This window comes from Candidatus Poriferisocius sp. (genome assembly GCF_965204015.1).
In the GTDB taxonomy this organism is placed as follows: Bacteria; Actinomycetota; Acidimicrobiia; order Acidimicrobiales; family Bin134; genus Poriferisocius.
In genome coordinates, this window is record NZ_OZ241965.1 from 1,119,176 (window position 1) to 1,136,927 (window position 17,752).

General features: G+C 65.3%; 15 protein-coding genes. 4 read left to right on the forward strand and 11 right to left on the reverse strand.

What is annotated here, in order from left to right; translation table 11 throughout:
- Positions 1–38 precede the first annotated feature (38 nt).
- Genes ACOGJC_RS05135 through ACOGJC_RS05150 form a run of 4 tightly spaced genes read right to left on the reverse strand, consistent with a single transcriptional unit; the run spans position 39 to position 3,625 of the window.
- On the reverse strand, positions 39–851 hold the full coding sequence (locus ACOGJC_RS05135; protein ID WP_419847436.1) for a trypsin-like peptidase domain-containing protein: 813 nt from the start codon (positions 849–851) through the stop codon (positions 39–41).
- Complete coding sequence (locus tag ACOGJC_RS05140; protein WP_419847437.1) at positions 841–1,212, reverse strand: nuclear transport factor 2 family protein; 372 nt, start codon at positions 1,210–1,212, stop codon at positions 841–843. Before ACOGJC_RS05140 ends, ACOGJC_RS05135 begins: the two co-directional genes overlap by 11 nt.
- Positions 1,213–1,239: 27 nt before the next feature.
- Positions 1,240–2,463, reverse strand: coding sequence for an acyl-CoA dehydrogenase family protein (locus ACOGJC_RS05145; protein ID WP_419847438.1), 1,224 nt, complete (start codon positions 2,461–2,463; stop codon positions 1,240–1,242).
- Positions 2,464–2,479: 16 nt separating this feature from the next.
- Positions 2,480–3,625, reverse strand: coding sequence for an acyl-CoA dehydrogenase family protein (locus tag ACOGJC_RS05150; protein WP_419847439.1), 1,146 nt, complete (start codon positions 3,623–3,625; stop codon positions 2,480–2,482).
- 86 nt (positions 3,626–3,711) lie between these two features.
- Here ACOGJC_RS05150 and ACOGJC_RS05155 point away from each other — a divergent pair, with 86 nt between their 5' ends.
- Positions 3,712–8,271, forward strand: a complete 4,560-nt coding sequence (locus ACOGJC_RS05155; protein WP_419847440.1) for a fibronectin type III domain-containing protein — start codon at positions 3,712–3,714, stop codon at positions 8,269–8,271.
- A gap of 100 nt (positions 8,272–8,371) precedes the next feature.
- On the opposite strand, the gene ACOGJC_RS05160 is transcribed toward ACOGJC_RS05155, so the two are convergent.
- Entirely contained in the window at positions 8,372–9,607 is a 1,236-nt protein-coding gene (locus tag ACOGJC_RS05160) for a Fic family protein (RefSeq protein WP_419847441.1), read from the reverse strand.
- Positions 9,608–9,949: 342 nt separating this feature from the next.
- On the opposite strand from ACOGJC_RS05160, the gene ACOGJC_RS05165 reads away from it, so the two are divergent.
- Positions 9,950–10,246 carry a hypothetical protein gene (locus ACOGJC_RS05165; protein WP_419847442.1) on the forward strand — a complete coding sequence of 99 codons (297 nt, stop codon included), beginning with the start codon at positions 9,950–9,952 and terminating at the stop codon, positions 10,244–10,246.
- Positions 10,247–10,248: 2 nt separating this feature from the next.
- On the opposite strand, the gene ACOGJC_RS05170 is transcribed toward ACOGJC_RS05165, so the two are convergent.
- The 4 genes from ACOGJC_RS05170 to ACOGJC_RS05185 all read right to left on the reverse strand — a co-directional run bounded on the left by ACOGJC_RS05170 (position 10,249) and on the right by ACOGJC_RS05185 (position 12,684).
- Entirely contained in the window at positions 10,249–10,836 is a 588-nt protein-coding gene (locus ACOGJC_RS05170; RefSeq protein ID WP_419847443.1) for a hypothetical protein, read from the reverse strand.
- Positions 10,837–10,863: 27 nt separating this feature from the next.
- The gene (locus tag ACOGJC_RS05175; RefSeq protein WP_419847444.1) at positions 10,864–11,334 is read right to left on the reverse strand and encodes a hypothetical protein; all 471 of its coding nucleotides are present in this window, start codon (positions 11,332–11,334) and stop codon (positions 10,864–10,866) included.
- Positions 11,335–12,075: a DUF6338 family protein gene (locus ACOGJC_RS05180; RefSeq protein ID WP_419847445.1), complete on the reverse strand. Its 741-nt coding sequence runs from the start codon at positions 12,073–12,075 to the stop codon at positions 11,335–11,337. It abuts the gene before it with no gap.
- A 471-nt stretch (positions 12,076–12,546) separates the two neighbouring features.
- A complete protein-coding gene (locus tag ACOGJC_RS05185) occupies positions 12,547–12,684 on the reverse strand; it encodes a hypothetical protein (protein WP_419847446.1) in 138 nt (45 codons plus the stop codon).
- 90 nt (positions 12,685–12,774) lie between these two features.
- Between ACOGJC_RS05185 and ACOGJC_RS05190 the strand changes: the two genes are divergently transcribed.
- Positions 12,775–12,978 (forward strand): hypothetical protein, encoded by a 204-nt coding sequence (locus ACOGJC_RS05190; protein ID WP_419847447.1) that lies wholly within the window; start codon positions 12,775–12,777, stop codon positions 12,976–12,978.
- A 339-nt stretch (positions 12,979–13,317) separates the two neighbouring features.
- Here the strand turns inward: ACOGJC_RS05190 and ACOGJC_RS05195 are convergent, their stop codons facing one another.
- Positions 13,318–14,493, reverse strand: coding sequence for a steroid 3-ketoacyl-CoA thiolase (locus ACOGJC_RS05195; RefSeq protein ID WP_419847448.1), 1,176 nt, complete (start codon positions 14,491–14,493; stop codon positions 13,318–13,320).
- A 93-nt stretch (positions 14,494–14,586) separates the two neighbouring features.
- Between ACOGJC_RS05195 and ACOGJC_RS05200 the strand changes: the two genes are divergently transcribed.
- Positions 14,587–16,254, forward strand: a complete 1,668-nt coding sequence (locus ACOGJC_RS05200; RefSeq protein WP_419847449.1) for a class I adenylate-forming enzyme family protein — start codon at positions 14,587–14,589, stop codon at positions 16,252–16,254.
- A 12-nt stretch (positions 16,255–16,266) separates the two neighbouring features.
- On the opposite strand, the gene ACOGJC_RS05205 is transcribed toward ACOGJC_RS05200, so the two are convergent.
- Positions 16,267–17,655 (reverse strand): amidohydrolase family protein, encoded by a 1,389-nt coding sequence (locus tag ACOGJC_RS05205; RefSeq protein WP_419847450.1) that lies wholly within the window; start codon positions 17,653–17,655, stop codon positions 16,267–16,269.
- Between the last annotated feature and the right edge of the window lie 97 nt (positions 17,656–17,752).

Sequence of the window (17,752 nt, forward strand, 5' to 3'; positions counted from 1 at the left end):
TAGCGCGTCCGGCAGGGCAGGCCACCGCGACCAGGGACCTAGCGCGTCCGACAGGGCGGGGTCGGCAGAGGAGTTCGATCGATTTCAGCCAGAAAGGCGGCGATCTCGTTGCGGTCGAGGGCGTACCCCTGATCGGGCTGGCCCCGGGCGACGGCGAACACCATGCCCACCACCTTGCCGTCGGCGTTCATCAGCGCCGCCCCGGAGTCGCCCGCGGTCAACAGCGAGCGTATTTCCAGCACGTCGCGGCCCTCGGTCTCCTGGGCGTAGAAGTCGCGGCCGGTGGCCAAGATCCTGCGGGTCACCTCGAAAGGCACGAACTCCAGCCCGTCATCGGAGTCCACCGTGGCCACATCGCCCACATCTGCGGCCCTCGCCACCATCGGAGCCAGCGCAACCGATGTCAGCAACGACATGCCCGGCGATGACCTCAGGGTGGGAAGCTGCACGGCGGCGATGTCTCGACCGGGGTCGAATCCCACCAGCACGCCGATCTCCGAATCGCCGTTGGCCGCGCTCACCGTGATCTGCTCAACTCCGGCCAGCACATGGGCGTTGGTGAGCACCAAGCCGGGTTCCACCAAGAACCCGCTCCCCTCGGTGAACTGTCCGCAGGCCATCCCGCTGACGTGGACCGCAGCCCTCTCAATGTCGTCGCGCTCGGCCAGCACCGGCCGCTGCGGCGAGTCCAGCGCCCAGGTGAGACCCCAGCCCACCAGCAATCCCACCACGAACAACCACAACAGCCATCGCAGCCACCTTTCCCAATTGGGCGACTTCCCCCCGGACGGCGGTACCTCCGACGGTGGCGCCTCAAGCGGCGGTGCCGGGGGCACCGAATCAGACAGCACGCAGATCGTCGAGTGAGTAAAACGCCCGCAGCGAGGTCAGCAGGCCGTCGTCGTTGAACACGGCCACATCCACCACGTCGAGCTCGTAGTTCACCCCGTCGAAGCACACTTTGGCCACCATCGGGGCGGCCGCCTCATTGCCCGCTACCCGCACCGGCCCGGTCAGCACCAAGGTTTCGGCCAGCTCGTTGCCCTCGTAGAAGGCCCGAACGGCGTCAATCCCCTCTTGCACCGGCCCGCCCACCGGCACCTGGCACGAACCGTCGGGGGCGTAAAACGACACAATGGCTTCCTTGTCACCGGCGCTCACCGCAGCGGCGTAGTCCTCCATCACCTGGCGCATGTGCTGAGCATCAACCATCGCCCCTCCCTTTCAGTTGCAGGGCTTTCAATTGCGGGGAATCTCGCTCCACGGGGTGTTCTTGTCGACACCGGGCTCTTTGGGCAAGCCCAGCACCCGCTCGCCCAGGATGTTGCGCATCACCTCGGACGTTCCGCCCTCGATGGTGTTGGCCCTCGACCGCAAGAAGCCCTTGACCGGAGCGGCAGTCCGGTGGGAAGCAACGTCTGAGTGATCGGGCCTCGACATCGGATAACCCTGGGGAAACAGCATGGCCTCCGACCCCATCACGTTGATCAGGCACTCATAGATTCGCTGGTTCAGCTCGGCCGACACCGCCTTGCCCACCGACCCCTCGGGACCGGGCGTGCCTGCCGACGACAGGGTCCGCGCCCGCCAGTTGGTGAGCCGCAATACCTCGGCCTCAGTCCACAATCGGACCACTCGATCCCGCAGCACCTGGCGGCAGACATCATCTCGGCCATCGGCTTGGTTCCGCAGTTGCTCCCAAGCCGACACCAAGACGCCGATGAGCCCGCTGCCTCGTTCGGGGACCCCGCCGCCCAGGGCCACCCGCTCGTTCATCAGGGTGGTGATGGCCACATTCCACCCCTGGCCCCGCTCCCCCAGCCGCATGGAGTCGGGAATGCGGACGTCGTTCAGGAATACCTCGTTGAACTCGGCCTCGCCGGTGATCTGGTAGAGCGGGAGTATCTCCACTCCCGGCAGCGTCATGTCGAGCACGAAATAGGTGAGGCCCCGGTGCTTGGGGGCATCGGGATCGGTGCGGGCCACCAGCATTCCCCACCGGGAGCGGTGGGCCAGCGAGGTCCACACCTTTTGGCCGCTCACCACCCATTCCTCGCCGTCGAGCTCGGCTCGGGAGGCCAAGCCGGCCACATCAGAGCCCGCGCCGGGCTCGCTGAACATCTGGCACCAGATCTCCTCGCCGGTGAACAGCGGCCGCAGCAAACGGTGGTGCATCTCCTCGGTGCCGTGGGCCAACACGGTGGGAGCGCCCATGCCGATGCCGATGGGGTTGACGTTGAGGTCGTGCCAATAGCGGCTGCCCTTGCGCAGCTCCTCGTCCACCACGGTTTGGGCCTTGGGCGACAGGCCGAGCCCCCCTTTGCCCTCGGGAAAGTCGACCCGGGACAGGCCCCGGTCGAACTGAGCCCCCCGAAACTCGTATTGGGTGGCCTCGGCGGGGTCCACCTCCACTAATAGGTCCCGCACCTTCTGGCGAAGCTGATCCTCAGAAACCTCGGCCACTTAACTCAACGTCCTCTCAGGAGTACCGATCGCGGAGGTGGCGGGCGATCACCATCTTCTGGATCTCGCTGGTCCCCTCCCCGATGATCATAAGGGGCGTGTCCCGGAAGTAGCGCTCCACCGGGTACTCCTCGGTGTAGCCGTTGCCCCCGTGGATGCGCAGCGCGTCGGAGGCGATCTCGAAGGCGGCCTCGGACGCGAACAGCTTGGCCATGCCCGCTTCGAGGTCGATGCGCTCGCCGGAGTCGTAGCGGCGGGCGGCGTCGTAGGTCATCAGCCGGGCGGCGTGGAGCTTGGTGGCCATCTCGGCCAGCTTGAACCCGATGGCCTGGTGGTCGTAGATGGGCCGACCGAACGTCTCCCGCTCCTGGGCGTATTTCATGGCCGCGTCGAGCGCGGCCTGGGCAACCCCCACCGCCCGGGCGGCGATGTTGATCCGCCCCAGCTCCAGCGCGGAGAGGGCATAGCGCAGCCCGTGGCCCACCCCGTCGGGGCCGCCCAGCACGTTGGCGTCGGGCACCCGGAAGTCGGAATAGGCCATCTCCACCGTCTCCACGCCCTTGTAGCCCAGCTTGGGGATGGTGCGCGACACGGTGAGCCCGTCGGCGCCCGGGCCCGGCGCTTTCTCCACGATGAAGCAGGTGATGCGGTCATCGGGGGTGCGGGCCAACAGCATCACCATCTGGGCCCTCATGCCGTTGGTCACCCACATCTTGGTGCCGTTGACAATCCACTCGTCGCCGTCAGGCACCGCCCGGCAGCGGATGTTGCGGGTGTCGCTGCCCGCGTCGGGCTCCGACAGCGAGAAGGCCGACCGTACCGACCCGTCACACATGCGGGGCAAAAATCGCTCCCGCTGCTCGTCGGTGCCGTAGCGACCGATCATGGTGGCGGCGATCTTGTGGGTGTTGAGGATGCCGGCCAGCGACATCCACCCCCGGGACAGCTCCTCGATGATGCGGGCGTAGGTGGTGGCGTCCAGACCCAACCCGCCGTAGGCCGGGTCGATAGTGGCTCCGAACAGGCCGAATTCGCACATCTGGGCGAACATCGCCTCGGGAAACTCGTCGGCATGCTCGAGGTCGGGGGCGTTGGGAATCACCTCCCGCTCCACCCAGGTTCGGATGGCGCCGACCAGTTCGTCGGCCAGTTCGGTGTCCATAGCGGGACCACGATAGGCCATTTTGTGCCTGTGGGCGGCTCTGGGGCGTGTCATCTATTGGGACTGATTGGGATATAGTTTTCCCCATGCTCTTTGCAGGAATGCCAGCCTTTTTCGCCGCCAAATGGTCCCGACGGGGCCTGGGACTGGGGCTGGCAGTGGTGCTGGCCGCGTCCGTACTCGTTGCCGTTAACGCCCAAGAGGCGACCGCGCAGTCGGCCGATCAGAGCGCGGCGGAGCGTTGCTCGGAGTTTCACCTCTTCGGCGCCGAGCCGGTGGACGTGGCCAAAACCGCCGACGGCGAATCTGTGCTGGCCCAGGTCCGCTGGGGATTCCACGACGGCATCTGCTTTTTGACCCTCGACGACGACGCGTTGGCCGCTCTGCGGGCCGCGGGGCCGCCCCCGAGCCTGCCAACGGGCGAGACCGACGACTCGAGGCGCTGTTTTGAGCACCACCGGTTCGGGGCTGAGCCGGTAGACGTGGCCAAAACCGCCGACGGCCAAACCGTGCTCTCCCGGGTGAGTTGGGGGTGGAACGGCAGCATCTGCTTCTTGGCCCTCGACTCGGCCGCGATCAACACGCTGCGGACCGCCGAGCAAACCCCCGACGCCCCCGCCGACCTCACCGCCGACGCCGGCAACGGCCACATCGCGGTCAGCTGGAACGAGCCCGCCGACACCGGCGGATCGGCCATCACCGTCTACACCCTGGCCTACAAAGCCACCACCAGCGGCTGCCCGATCACTCTCGACGCCACCTGGACCGTCCGCACCATCTCCAACACCTCCCTCACCATCACCGGCTTGACCAACGGCACCGCCTACCGGCTGTGCGCCAAAGCCGCCAACACCGCCGGAGACAGCGGATGGGTTGGCACCACCGCCACACCCGCCACCACCCCGGGCTCTCCCGGCAACGTGGACGCCACCGCCGGCGACGGCGAGCTCACCGTGACGTGGACCGCGCCCACAAACAACGGCGGAGCGCCCATCACCGACTACACCGTGGCCTACCAGGCCGGCGCCACCGCCTGCCCGGCCGACGCCGACGCCACCTGGAACCCCCGCATCACCTCCGAAACCACCGCCACCATCGCAGGCCTGGCCAACGGCACCGCCTACCGCGTGTGCGTCAAAGCCACCAACACCGCCGGAGACAGCGGATGGAACGCCACCACCGCAACTCCCGCAACCCTGCCCGGCGCCCCCACAAACGTGCAAGCCATCGCCGGCGACGGCCAGCTCACCGTGTCGTGGACCGCGCCCGCCAACACCGGCGGAGCCCCCATCACCAGCTACACCGTGGCCTCCAAGGCCAACGCCTTCACCTGCCCCGCCACCGCCGACGGCACCTGGGCCCGCCGCACCACCTCGAACACCTCCATCACCATCACCGGCCTTGCCAACAACAACGCCTACCGCATATGCGTCAGAGCCACCAACAGCGCCGGAGACAGCGGATGGAGCGGCACATCCAGTTCCCCGAGCGACCGGCCCGGCCCGCCGACCGGCGTGCAGTTCACCAGCAGCGGCCCCGACCAGCTCTCCGTCACCTGGTTCGCACCGGCCGCCACCGGCGCATCGGCCATCACCGGCTACACCGTCCAATGGTGTTCGGCCTCCAACGATGTCTGCGCCAGCTCGTGGAGCTCGGCCAGCGCCACCGGCAACAGCTACACCATTAGCGGCCTTACCGGCAGCACCTCCTACGGGGTGCGGGTCCAGGCCGCCAACAGCCGCGGCACCGGCCCGTGGAGCAGCACCCGATTCGCATCCACCACCGCGGCCACCCCTCCCGGCACCCCCTCGGGCCTGACGGCCACGATTGACGACCGCCAAATCGCCGTGCGATGGACCGCGCCGCGCGCCAACGGCGCCTCTATCACCCAGTACACCGTGGATTGCCGACTGGCCAGCACCGCCATCGCCACCGGCAACTGCGGCAGCAGCGATTGGGTCAGGTTCTCCACCACGTCGACCACCTCGGTCACCATCTCCGGGCTGGCCAACGGCACCGCCTACGAAATACGGGTGAGCGCCACCAATAGAGCGGGCAGCAGCGGTTGGAACTCCGTTACGGCCACGCCGGCTGCCCGGCCCCGCATCCCCTTCGATGTGCGGGCTTCGAGCAGCGGCCGCAACATACAGGTCACCTGGACCGCCCCACCCTCTGGTGGGTCGCCCATATCCAGCTACACCGTTGAGTTCTGCTCCGGGGGCTGCACCTCGTGGCGATCGACCACCGTCTCCGGAAACCCGCCGGCCACCACCGCCACCTTGACCGGCCTGGCCGAAGGCACCACCTATCGGGTGCGGGTCCGAGCCAACAACCGAGCCGGCGAGAGCGGCTGGAGCACCACCGACTCCGCTACCACGCCCACCCGGCCCGGCACGCCCACCGGCTTGACCATCACCGCCTTCGGGAACGACGACTTGACGGCCACTTGGACCGCGCCCACGTCGGTGTCAGGCATAAGCCACTACAACGTCCAAACTTGTCGCGCCGCGGCAAACCAAGACGGCACCTGGCGTTGCGTCAGCGGCTGGAGCAACGCCGGCACCGCCACCGACACCTCCCATGTGGTTACTGGCCTCCTCGGCAGCACCTCCTACAGCGTGCGAGTCCAAGCCGCCAACGCTGCCGGAACCAGTGGCTGGAGCAACACCTACACGATTACGACCGACGCCCCCGAGGCCCCGGACACACCCTCCGAATTCACCGCCACCCCTGGAAACCGCAACTTACGGCTGAGTTGGACCGCACCGGCGACCAACGGGGCCCGCATTACTCGCTACACCATTATCTGCGAGAGCGGCACCACCGACGGCAGCCATCGCTGCGACCGGGCAGCCCCCAACAACACCTACACGACCTCTGGCACGAGCTACACCATCTCCGGGCTCACCAACGGCACGAGCTACACCTTGACGTTGTCCGCCACCAACAGCGCCGGCACCAGCGGCACGATCGCAGCAACAGCCACCCCGGCCACCCGGCCCGGCCAGCCCCGCAACATCGTGCTCACCGAGAGCTACCCCGGAGGCAACGTGGTCAGCCTCAACGTCGCTTGGGAAGCACCCAGCAGGGACGGGAACCCCGATACCGGGGGATCGCCGATCACCGGCTACACCGTGCAATACCGGGCCAGCAACGGCAACTGGAGCTTCGCCCATGCCGGCGACGCAAGTATCACCAGCATCGACATCACCGGCCTCCCCGTGGGCCCCCGGTACTACGTGCAAATCCGAGCCACCAACGTCGCCGGCGACAGCAGCTGGGTCCAAGCCACTACCCACCCGACCGGCACACCGGGCAAACCTGATGTTGCCTCTTTCTCAGCGGCGGACCGCGGCCAACTGACGGTCACCTGGACCGCACCAAGCTCTACCGGCGCATCGGGCACCATCACCGATTACGACGTCCAGTGGTGTACCTCGAGGGAGTTGGAGCGAACCGTCGACGGAAGCACAGTAACCACCTATCCGTGTACAGGCGGGTGGCGTACCGCTCCCGATGCCGACGTCGACGAGGACGACGCCAGCTACGTCATCACCGGCCTCACCGGCAGCACCGCCTACAGCGTGCGGGTCCGAGCGGTCAACGTCCACGGGAACGGCCCGTGGAGCGACGTAGATGCAGCTAGCTTCGCCACCACCGACGCCCCCGCCGTCCCGGGTAGTCCCGCCGACCTCACTGCCACCCCCGGTAACCGCAATATACGGCTGAGTTGGACCGCACCGGCGGCCAACGGAGCCCGAATCACCCAATACACCATTACCTGCTCCGGCACCACCACCGGCGGCAACCACGTCTGCGATAGAACTGACGGCACTAACACCTACCGCACCGGTGGCACTAGCTACACCATCTCCGGCCTCACCAACGGCAACTCCTATTCCTTTACCGTGTTGGCCACTAACAGCGCTGGCGGCGGGGCCACTGCCTCGGTATCAGCCACCCCGGCCACCCGGCCCGACCGACCTGACCCCGACGACGTCACAATCACCGAAGTCTACGCAGACGGCTCGGTCAGCCTGACCGTAACGTGGGTTGCGCCGGACGACGGAGGCCATCCCGACGGCATCACTAGCTACACCCTGCAATACCGCCCCAGCGGCAGCAATTGGAGCTTCCACTACGCCGGTACCGGCCTTACGACCACAATCACCGGCCTCCCCGTCGGCCGCCGATACGACGTACAGATCCGTGCCCACACCCCCGCCGGCGTGAGCAGCTGGACCCAAAAGTCAATCACCCCCACCGGCAGGCCCACCGCGCCCACCAGCGTGAGCGCCTCAGGAGGGGCAAACACTGTAACGGCTAGCTGGAGTACTCCCGACAACATAGGCGCATCGGCCATTACCAGCTACAACGTCCAGTGGTGCACCGTCACGGTGGGGTCCGTCATCACCGACCGCACTACTGACCCGCCGACCCGGAGTGATACCTATTCATGCGGTGGCTGGAGAAGCGGCGGTACCGCCGCAGCCACTGCCTCGAGCCTCCCGATTACCAACCTCCCGTGCGGTCGTCGAATCGGGGTGCGGGTCCAAGCCGTCAACTCCTACGGTGCCGGTCCGTGGAGCGACACCGATCGCCTCAAAGCGACATGGTCCGTCGAAACTGACGCCTGTCCCACGTAGTAGCTCACTCAACCCCTCATGACCAGCGCCATCTGCGCTGGTCATGAGGGCCGCGGGCTAAGCCCTCTCGAAGGTGTCGCAGGGGTGACCGCAGGGCCAGTCAATCCTGTGGCTCGGTGTCCGGCCCGCCCCGCTCAAAGTTGACCGGCGAAATCCTTGTGGCTGCGAAGGCGTCGGTGATGGCCTCAGCCTCATAGACCCGGTTGCGGCGGCCAGCGCTGCGCTGGACAAGTACACCGGCCTCTTGCAGCTGCTCAAGGCTGCGCGCTCCGGTTCGCCATGAGGCCCCGAGCAACTCGGCCGCCTTCTCCGCGTTGAGAACCGGATGAGCCGCCAAGTGATCGAGCAACCGCCGCGCCGCGGTGCGCCCATACCCATGGGCGGCAACCTTGTGTTCCCAAGCACTCTTAATCCCCGCCACCTGCCCGATGAGGAACTCGGCGTAGACGGCGGCCTCCGCGACGGCATCGGCCGCGATGATGATCCATTTCCGAACCGCCCGCGACCTGACGGGGTCGTCGGGCGGGACGACAACGCTCGTTTCACCCAAAGATGCGATGTAGAGGTCTTTGCGAACGGCCAAAGCCGAGCTGACCGGCAGGGTACAGGGCGGCGCCAGCCGGCTGCGCTGGAACATCATCTGCATCAGCGCCCGGCCCGTACGCCCGTTTCCATCCCCGAACGGGTGGACCATCTCGAACTGGGCATGCACAACAGCCATCTCAACCAGTGGATGTCCCTTTCCCCGGTTGACCCGCTCAAGCAGATCTTCCATCAAGGCCGGCACGCATTCGGGAGGCGGCGGGATGTAGGAGGCGTTCAACGGGGTTGACCAGAGTTGGCCCGGGCCGATCCAGTTTTGACTGGTCCTGATCTGCCCGGCATGGGGGTCGTCTTCCCCCATGAGGATGCGGTGGACGGAAACGACGTCTTCGATCGCCAATGGCCTGTCGTGGGCGGCGGTCTCCAAAGCATGTTCGAAGGCGGTGACGTTTCTCAGAGCCTCGATGTCGTTCGGACGGGGCTGTTCCCCGAACAGACCCAGCTGGGCCTCGGCCCGAGCCAACCGGCGGGCAGACGGGTACACACCCTCGATAGTGCTCGATGCCGCGCTCTCCGCTCGGCGCACCAGCCACTCCGCGGGCAGCGCCGTATCCCCTCCACAGTTGCGCTCCAGTCGCCGAACGGCTTCCTCGGCGACCATCACCCGTTCCAGGCAGTCGCTGTCCAGCTCGACATCCCAGTTGGCTATCGGATGAGGAAGCTCCCACCCCCAAGCAGATACAAGCCCCACAACAACGAGGGCAGCGGCGAACAGGGCGGTCGGGGCCTTCATGGTGGCCCCCCTTCAAGCGGGAGCAGATGTCTTGTCGAGAGCACTACCAGCCGACCCGAAGGGGAACCATAACGGCTCCCGCGAACGGCTGATAAAGCTCTCGACACACACACCCCCCAGCTACACTCAACCCTCAAACAACGACAAAACCCCCGGCGGTAACCGGGGGCCAGTCGTCCATGCGAAAGGAAAGAGCTATTGCAACGCTCGTCCCGTGCTACCCCGCCACAACCCCACCCACCACTCTGCCGCTGCTCGGACTTCAAAGCCCACGCCCAAACCCACCGCCCCCACCGACCCTCCCAGCCCCGGAACGTGTGGGGCTCACGCCCCCTCCGCTAGATGGACTGGTCCGACTTCATCTTCTGGTGGCTCGAATGGCCCCTCAAAATCACCATCGCGACAATCCTCACAGTCACCCTCACCCTGTTCTGGAACAACGTATTCACGCTGATCTTCCGAGGAATCTATGTGTGCTACTCACCAGAAGATGACCAGTACTACACCGACGCAATCCAAAGTGGAAAAAGGTGGAGCCGTTTCGCGAGGGCAATGAACCACCAGCTTGAACAAAAGGGCGCACTGCGCGGCCTGTTCGTGTGGCACGGATGGTTTTGGTCCGAAGAACACAAACAATAAGTCTAAAAACCCCAGGTCACCGCTTTGTCGACACCGCCTAGTCCGCCGCTGCCGCACATGGTGATGAGGCCCCACCGGCCGGCGGTGCGCTCTAGTTCGTGCAGCGCCTTGGTGACCAGGATCGAGCCGGTGCCGCCCAGCGGGTGGCCCAGGGCGATGGCCCCGCCGTTGGGGTTAACCCGCTCCATGTCGGGCTCGTGTTCGGCGGCCCAGCACAGAACTACCGAGGCGAAGGCCTCGTTGATCTCCACCACGTCGATGTCGTCGATGGCCAGACCGGAGCGCTCCAGCAGCCGGTGAGTGGCCGGAATCGGCCCCTCCAGCATCAGCACCGGATCGCACCCCACCAGGCAGGTCTCGGCCACTCGGGCCTTGGGGGCAAGGTCGAGTTGGCTAGCCCTGTCGGCGGTCATCATGAGCACCGCCCCGGCACCGTCGGAGATCTGCGATGACGACCCCGCGGTGTGCACCCCGTCCGGGTCGAACTGGTCTTCTAGCTCTTCTGGCAGGGAGCCTGCCGATGCACCAGCCGGTTCTTCTTCCGGTGCTGTTTCTATGCTCTCTTCGTTATAGGAGGCAGGCGAAAACAAGAGGTCAGACCCAGACCAGCCTTCGCTCTATTGGTCGTCTCCGTATATCTCGCGCTGCCAGAGCACTTCGTCCTCCAGTTCTTTGCGGAGCCGCTCCTCTTCCTCCTCTTGGCATTGGAGGAGAAGGCGGTGCTGGTTCGGGTTGATGTAAAGCCACAATGGATAGAAATAGCTGTTCCCGCCGCTCAGCGCGCGGTTTCTCTCCAGCACGCCCGGTTCGGAGCCGGGTCGCAGCCCTAGGTCGGACCATGCGTAGTCGTTGGACACCACCACTTCCTCCATCACGGGCCAGAGGCATTCCCAGGTTCGGACGCAGTTGTCGAGCGAGAAGCCATCTGCCTCGCAGTCCGCAATGAGCTGGACATGGACGCGTTTCTCCTCGTTCTCCATCAACTCGGTGAACTCCAGATAGCTGTTGTAGTCCGTGTCATCTGAGTCATGGCAGGCCGACAGTCCGATCAAAGCGGATACCAGAAAGACGGAGAATAGTGAACGCATTTAGATGGGATAGCCAATCGGGTCTTCGCCCGGAATGATACGGACGTAAGACACGAGCATGAAGTTGATGCGCTTGGCGCTGATTATGGCCCGCGCCGGGTCCGGGCCCGAAAATGTATCGGATTCGGAGCCTCGTGCCAGAGGCGGCCCATCCATGTCCATATCAGGAGGCCAGTACATGATGCTGTGAAGACAGATATCTCGCTCCTGTGTCTCCTCCAGCCCGGCGTTGAAACTCTCGACGTAGCCCGCGATCACAGAGCCGTCGGTCAGGTAGCACTCCACGAAGGTGGCTGTGTCTTTGTCGCCATACCTGTCCTCCTTCTTCGGTCGATACCACCTGTAGGTCAGCCAATTTCCCCACGCGGACCTGATGGTCATTGCACGCTTGTCGTCTATCCAAGTGATGAGCTTCCCGAACCCGAATGCACCGAGACACGATCCCGCCATGATAAGCACACCCCACCACAGCAGGTAGAGATAGTGGTCGCTGAAGTACCCAGAGTAGTCTTCTGCGAATTCACCGACATTGGGCGTGTGGTCAGGAAACCACGCTCGGATGCCGGCAAATACGCCGAGTCCGCCAGCGACGGCAACGATACCTGGGAATAGCAGAAGAGCGGTCTCGCGGAACCCAGGAAAGCCCTTGGTCTGGCGACCCAGCTCTCTTCCTGTCCTATAACTGATCCCCGGGAGGATGATGAACCCGAGGATTACAAGGCTGAGAAAAGCCCCGAACACTTATCTGGAGCTTCCGTGGCCCCTCGGACGTGGAGTCGTGTCTGACTGACCTGATTGTCTCCGCAGTGGAGGAGGAGGCGCGTCCAGCACCCTGCGGGGCGGCGAATACCCCGAACGCTGCTGCCCAGCTATCTCACGTCGCTCGCCCATTGCGGTGTCTCTCCTTGGTAGGCCAGTGGCATCAGATTAGCCCGTCCACGATGAGCCGAGTAGTTGATGCCTCTGTTCTTATCGGCAGTCCTCAGCATACCAGCGCCAGCGAAGTCAAGCATACGGTATGAAAATGTAATAGTTCCAAATGGGTTGAAACTCCGCTCCAATTTCGACGCTAGCACCTACACGTGTAGCTATTCCAAGCTACTGCCCGAGAGCGCTTTGTGCTGCCGTGGCCCTGCCACGAATCGCGCTGTTCTTCCAGCTATGCACCTCGCAGTTACGGCCCGTTTCCGCGCTCCTGGCAGAAGAAGTTGGCTAGATGTCCGGCCCGGCCCGCTCGAAGTTGACGGGCGAAATCCTTGTGGCGGCGGCAAAGGCGTCGGTGATGGCCTCAGCCTCATAGACCCGGTTACGGCGGCCAGCGCTACGCTGGACGAGAACACCGGCACTCACCATTCCGGTTTCGGGGGTGCAGCGGGATCCCCTGACACTTAGCGGCAGATAGGGTCGGGTGGCAATAGGTTCCACACAGAAGGGTCTGGGATGGCAATGGCGTTTCGCCTGATGCGGAGTGTTTCATGGCGCAAGAACCGCACCAAGGCACATTCTGGCGGATTGACGCTTGCCGACATTGATGCAGATACCGGCAAGGGGCCTGCTGCGGACCTCTCCGACTGCACCTTCCACGCCAGCACAGAGGACTTCATCACCGCGCTCAGGGCACAACGAAACAGGTCAGAGCGCTAGAGCATTCCAATCGACGCCCGAAATGCCCACGCACGCTCAGAAGCCCGCGTTCGAACGCAGCAGTCCCATTCGAATCTCCGGTGAGGATGGCCACCCTTTCGAATTTGGGGACGCAGCGGGACTTGAGGCGTTCGATAAGGGCACCGGACAACGGACTGTCACAACAGGTGGACCAAACACAGGGGGTCACGCCAGCCACACTGACTCCCTGCTTTTAACTTCTTATCACTTTTTAACTATTTCTCACTTTACAACTACCTATACCTAGTCCCGCTGCGGGCGGCCGGCTAGCTGACACCCCCTTCTGTGCCATAAGCCTCCGGGGAACCTGCGACGGAGCTAGATCCTCTCGATGAGGGTGCCGGTGCCTAAGCCGCCGCCGCAGCACATGGTGATTAGGCCCCACTGGCCGTCGGTGCGCTCTAGTTCGTGCAGCGCCTTGGTGACCAGGATTGAACCGGTACCGCCTAGGGGGTGCCCTAGGGCGATGGCACCACCGTTGGGGTTTACTCGCTCCATGTCGGGCTCGTGCTCGGCGGCCCAGCACAGCACCACCGAGGCGAAGGCCTCGTTGATCTCCACCACGTCGATGTCGTCGATGGTCAGCCCGGAGCGTTCCAGCAGCCGGTGAGTGGCCGGGATCGGCCCCTCCAGCATCAGCACCGGGTCGCACCCCACCAGACAGGTCTCGGCCACTCGGGCCTTCGGGGTGAGGCCGAGCTCGCTGGCCCGATCGGCGGTCATCATGAGCACCGCCCCGGCACCGTCGGAGATCTGCGATGACGAACCGGCGGTGTGGACGCCGTCGGGCCGAGCCACTGGCTTGAGGCCAGCCAGCCCTTCCAGCGTGGTCTCCCGCATGCCCTCGTCCACGCTGATGGTGGCTGTCTCCTCGGTCTTCTTGCCGTCATCATCCAGCACGGGGGCTTCAATGGGCACGATCTGGGTTTCGAATCGGCCCTCGTCCCAAGCCCGGGCGGCCCGCTGCTGAGAGGACAGCCCGAAACGGTCGCAGTCTTCCCGAGTGACGCCCCACTTGTCGGCCATCCGCTCCGCACCCTCAAACTGAGAGGTGAACTCGTAGTTGGCAAAGTAGTCGCGGGTCACCGGTCGGCCCACCCCATCGGCGGTGGCGTTCGACCCGATGGGCACGATGCTCATGCTCTCCACTCCGCAGGCCAGAACCGCATCCTCCACGCCGGACTTCACCAGGCTGTAGCCCAGGTTCACCGCGTGTTGCGATGAGCCGCACTGGGAGTCCACCGTGCTGCACGCCGTTTCCTCCGGCAGCCCGGCGGTGAGCCAGGCAGTGCGGGTGACGTTCATGGCCTGGGCCCCGATTTGGTCGACACAACCGCCCACCACCTGGCCGATGGCGGCAGGATCAATGCCCGACCGCTCCACCGCGGCCGACTGCACCTGGCTGAGCAGGCCAGTGGGATGAACAGAAGACAAACCGCCGTTTCGCTTGCCCACCGGGGAGCGAACGGCTTCGACAATAACGACCTCGGTCATAGGGCCACGATAGAGCCTCCGGCTTGGGTCCAGCCCGTCGAAGCTGATCTGCGACCAGTGAAAGAACCCAGCCAATGATTAGGGTTCAGGGCCGTGGGTGTTCGTGAGGACGTGATCCAAGAGCTGACCGGGCCCGGTGGGATGTTCGAGCTGACCACCGAGGAGGTGCTGGGGCAGCCGGCGGCGGTGTTCACCAGCCGGATGCGCTCGCTGCGGGAGATGGTGGCCAACACCGCCAACTTCGGCGACCGGGAGTTTCTGGTGCTGGAGGATCAGCGGCACACCTTCGACGACTTCATCTCCCAAGTGGCAGCGGCGGCGGCGGCGCTGCAACAGCGGGGCATCGGCCACGGCGACCGGGTGGCCATCTTCGCGGCCAACCGCCCGGAGTGGGTGGTGTCGTTCTTCGCCGCCACCAGCATCGGCGCCATCGTGTCGGCCTATAACGGCTGGTGGACCGCCGATGAGGTTGACTACGCCACCGCGCTGAGCGAACCGGCGCTGGTGATCGCCGACCGCCCCCGCCTAGAGCGCTCCGGCACGGGCGCTACGAATGCCCCCTGTCTGGTGATCGAAGACGACTGGGCCGACTTCATGGCCACCGGGGCTGGAACCGCCCTCGAAGACATCGACGTTGCCCTGGCCGAGGACGATGCGGCGGTGATCTTGTTCACCAGCGGCACCACCGGGCGGCCCAAGGGGGCGGTGGCCACCCATCGGGGGCTGATCGGCTTCGTGCAGTCCACCATGATGAACGGGGCGGTGCGGGTGTTCGCCGAGCTGCGCACCAACCCACCGGCCGACGACGGCTCGGCCCCCAGCCATCCGGCCCAATCGGTCACGTTGGGCACCTCTCCCCTGTTCCATGTTTCGGGGCTGTACGGCACCACGCTGATCGGCATGGTCACCGGGGGCAAGATCGTGTACCGCCGGGGCCGCTTCGATCCCGAGGGGGTGCTCCAGCTCATCCAGGACGAGGGCGTCACCACCTTCGCCGCCCTGGGCAGCATCGGCTCGCGGCTGGTGAACCATCCCCGGTTCGGCCAGTTCGACACCTCCAGCGTGATCAACGTGGGCTTCGGCGGGGCGCCAACCAGCCCGGCGGTGCTAGATCTGATACGCCAAGCCTTTCCTAACGCCGCACCTTCGGTGGGCATGGGCTACGGGTCGTCGGAGTCGGTGGCGGTCATCGCCGGCATCGGCGGGGCTGAGTACCGGGAGCGGCCCACCTCGTGTGGTCGGGTGGCCATCGGCTTCGAAGCCGAGATTCGCGGCCCCGACGGCCGGGCGCTGCCCACGGGGCAAGAAGGCGAGATCTGGTGCCGCAGCGCCTACACCATGCTGGGCTACTGGAACGACCCCGAGGCCACCGCGGCAACCATCGACTCGGACCGGTGGCTCAACACCGGCGACATCGGCTGCTTCGACGACGACGGCTACCTCTACATCAACTCCCGGGCTCGGGACATGATCCTGCGCAACGCCGAGAACATCTACCCCATCGAGATCGAATACCGCCTCGACGCCCACCCCTCGGTGGCCGAATCGGCGGTGTTCGGCGTGGACCACCCCGAGATGGGCCAAGAGGTGAAGGCCGTGGTGGTGCCCGCTGGAGATGCCGCGGTGGATCCCGATGATCTGGCCCAGTGGTGCCTGGGAGTACTGGCCCCCTACAAGGTGCCCACCGTTTGGGAGATCCGCCCCGCTCCCCTCCCCCGCAACGCGGCGGGCAAGATCGTCAAGCGGGAGCTGTATTCCTAGGCGGCTGCCCGGCTACCAGATGGGGAACTTCGCTTTGTCGGGGAGGCCGGAGCGGGCCACCACGGCCTCGCCGGCTTGCTGGCAGCGGGCGTAGAAGGTGTCCTCGTCGATGGTGGTCATGCGACCGTCCTCCACCACTTTCTGGCCGTCCACGAACACGGTGTGAACGCCCCGGCCGTCGGCTGACCACACGAGCTGGTTCATCACGTTCAACAGCGGGCGCCACTCGGGGCGGTCGGTGTCGTGCAGCACGACGTCGGCCAGCTTGCCCGGCTCCAGCGAGCCGATCTCGTCTTGCATCAGCATGGTGCGGGCCCCGTCCAACGTCGCCATCTCGTAGGCCTTCTCGGCCGGGAACATCTGGGGGTCCATGCGGGCGTCTTTGAACAGCCCGGCCACCAGGTAGGTAGCCCGCATCAGATCGGAGTAGTTGGAGGCGTTGTTGCCGTCGGTGCCCAGGCTCACGTTCGCCCCGGCGGTGACCATCTCGGGCATCTTGCCGATCTGGGTCACGCCGTAGCTCACCTTCAGCGCAGTGGTGGGACAGTGGACCACCGACGTTCCGGCCTCGGCCAGCAGCCCGATCTCGTGGTCGTCGACGTGGACGCAGTGGGTGATGGCGGTGTCGTCGCCCAGCACCCCCAGCTCACCGAGGTGGACCATGGGGCGCTGGCCGAAGGCGGCGATGAAGGTGTCGGGATCCAACGCGGCCGGAGACATGTGGAAGCTGAGCCCCACGCCGTACTCGTCGGCGGTGGCCCTTGCCGCCTGCCACAAGGGGTCAGAGCAGGTGGTGTGGCCCACCACCATCGACCATGCCCCCAGCCGCCCGCCGGCCGCGCCTTGGAACCGCTCGACGGTGTCGCGCAGGTTGGCGATGGCCTCGTCGGTGTCTTGGCGGTACACGCTGGGCTCCGGCGGCAGATCCCATATCCACTTGCCGATCCGGCCCCGGATGCCAGCCTCGTCGAGGCCGTCCATCACTTCGTCGACAAACTGAATAGTGCCTGCCTCCAAGAAGCAGGTGGTGCCCGATTTGAGCATCTCCACCGCGGCTAACTGGCCCGACAAGCGCTCCTCCTCGGCGGTGTATACCGAATAGAGCGGGCACAGCCACTGGAACACGTTTTCCTCGAAGGGGGTGTCGTCGGGGACGTAGCCTCTGGTTAGGGGCTCGCCGGTGATGTGGATGTGGGTGTTGACCAGCCCCGGCGTTACTACGAATCGGTCGCCGCCTACTGTTTCGGTTGCTTCGTATCTGGTTTCGAGATCCGATGACTTGCCTACGTCGATTATCTGGTTGCCTCTTATGGCTACTGCGCCGTTTTGGATTATGTCGCGGGTGGGGTTCATGGTTACGACGTACCAGGCTTTGATTAGGGTGTCGATGCTCTCGGTCATTGTGTTCCTTTCGTGTTTCGCGCGCGTCCGGGCGGCGGCTTCCTTGGGGTTTTTGGCGCTGGTCCGGTGGGGCGGCGGGTCCTGTCCCGGCCCAGCC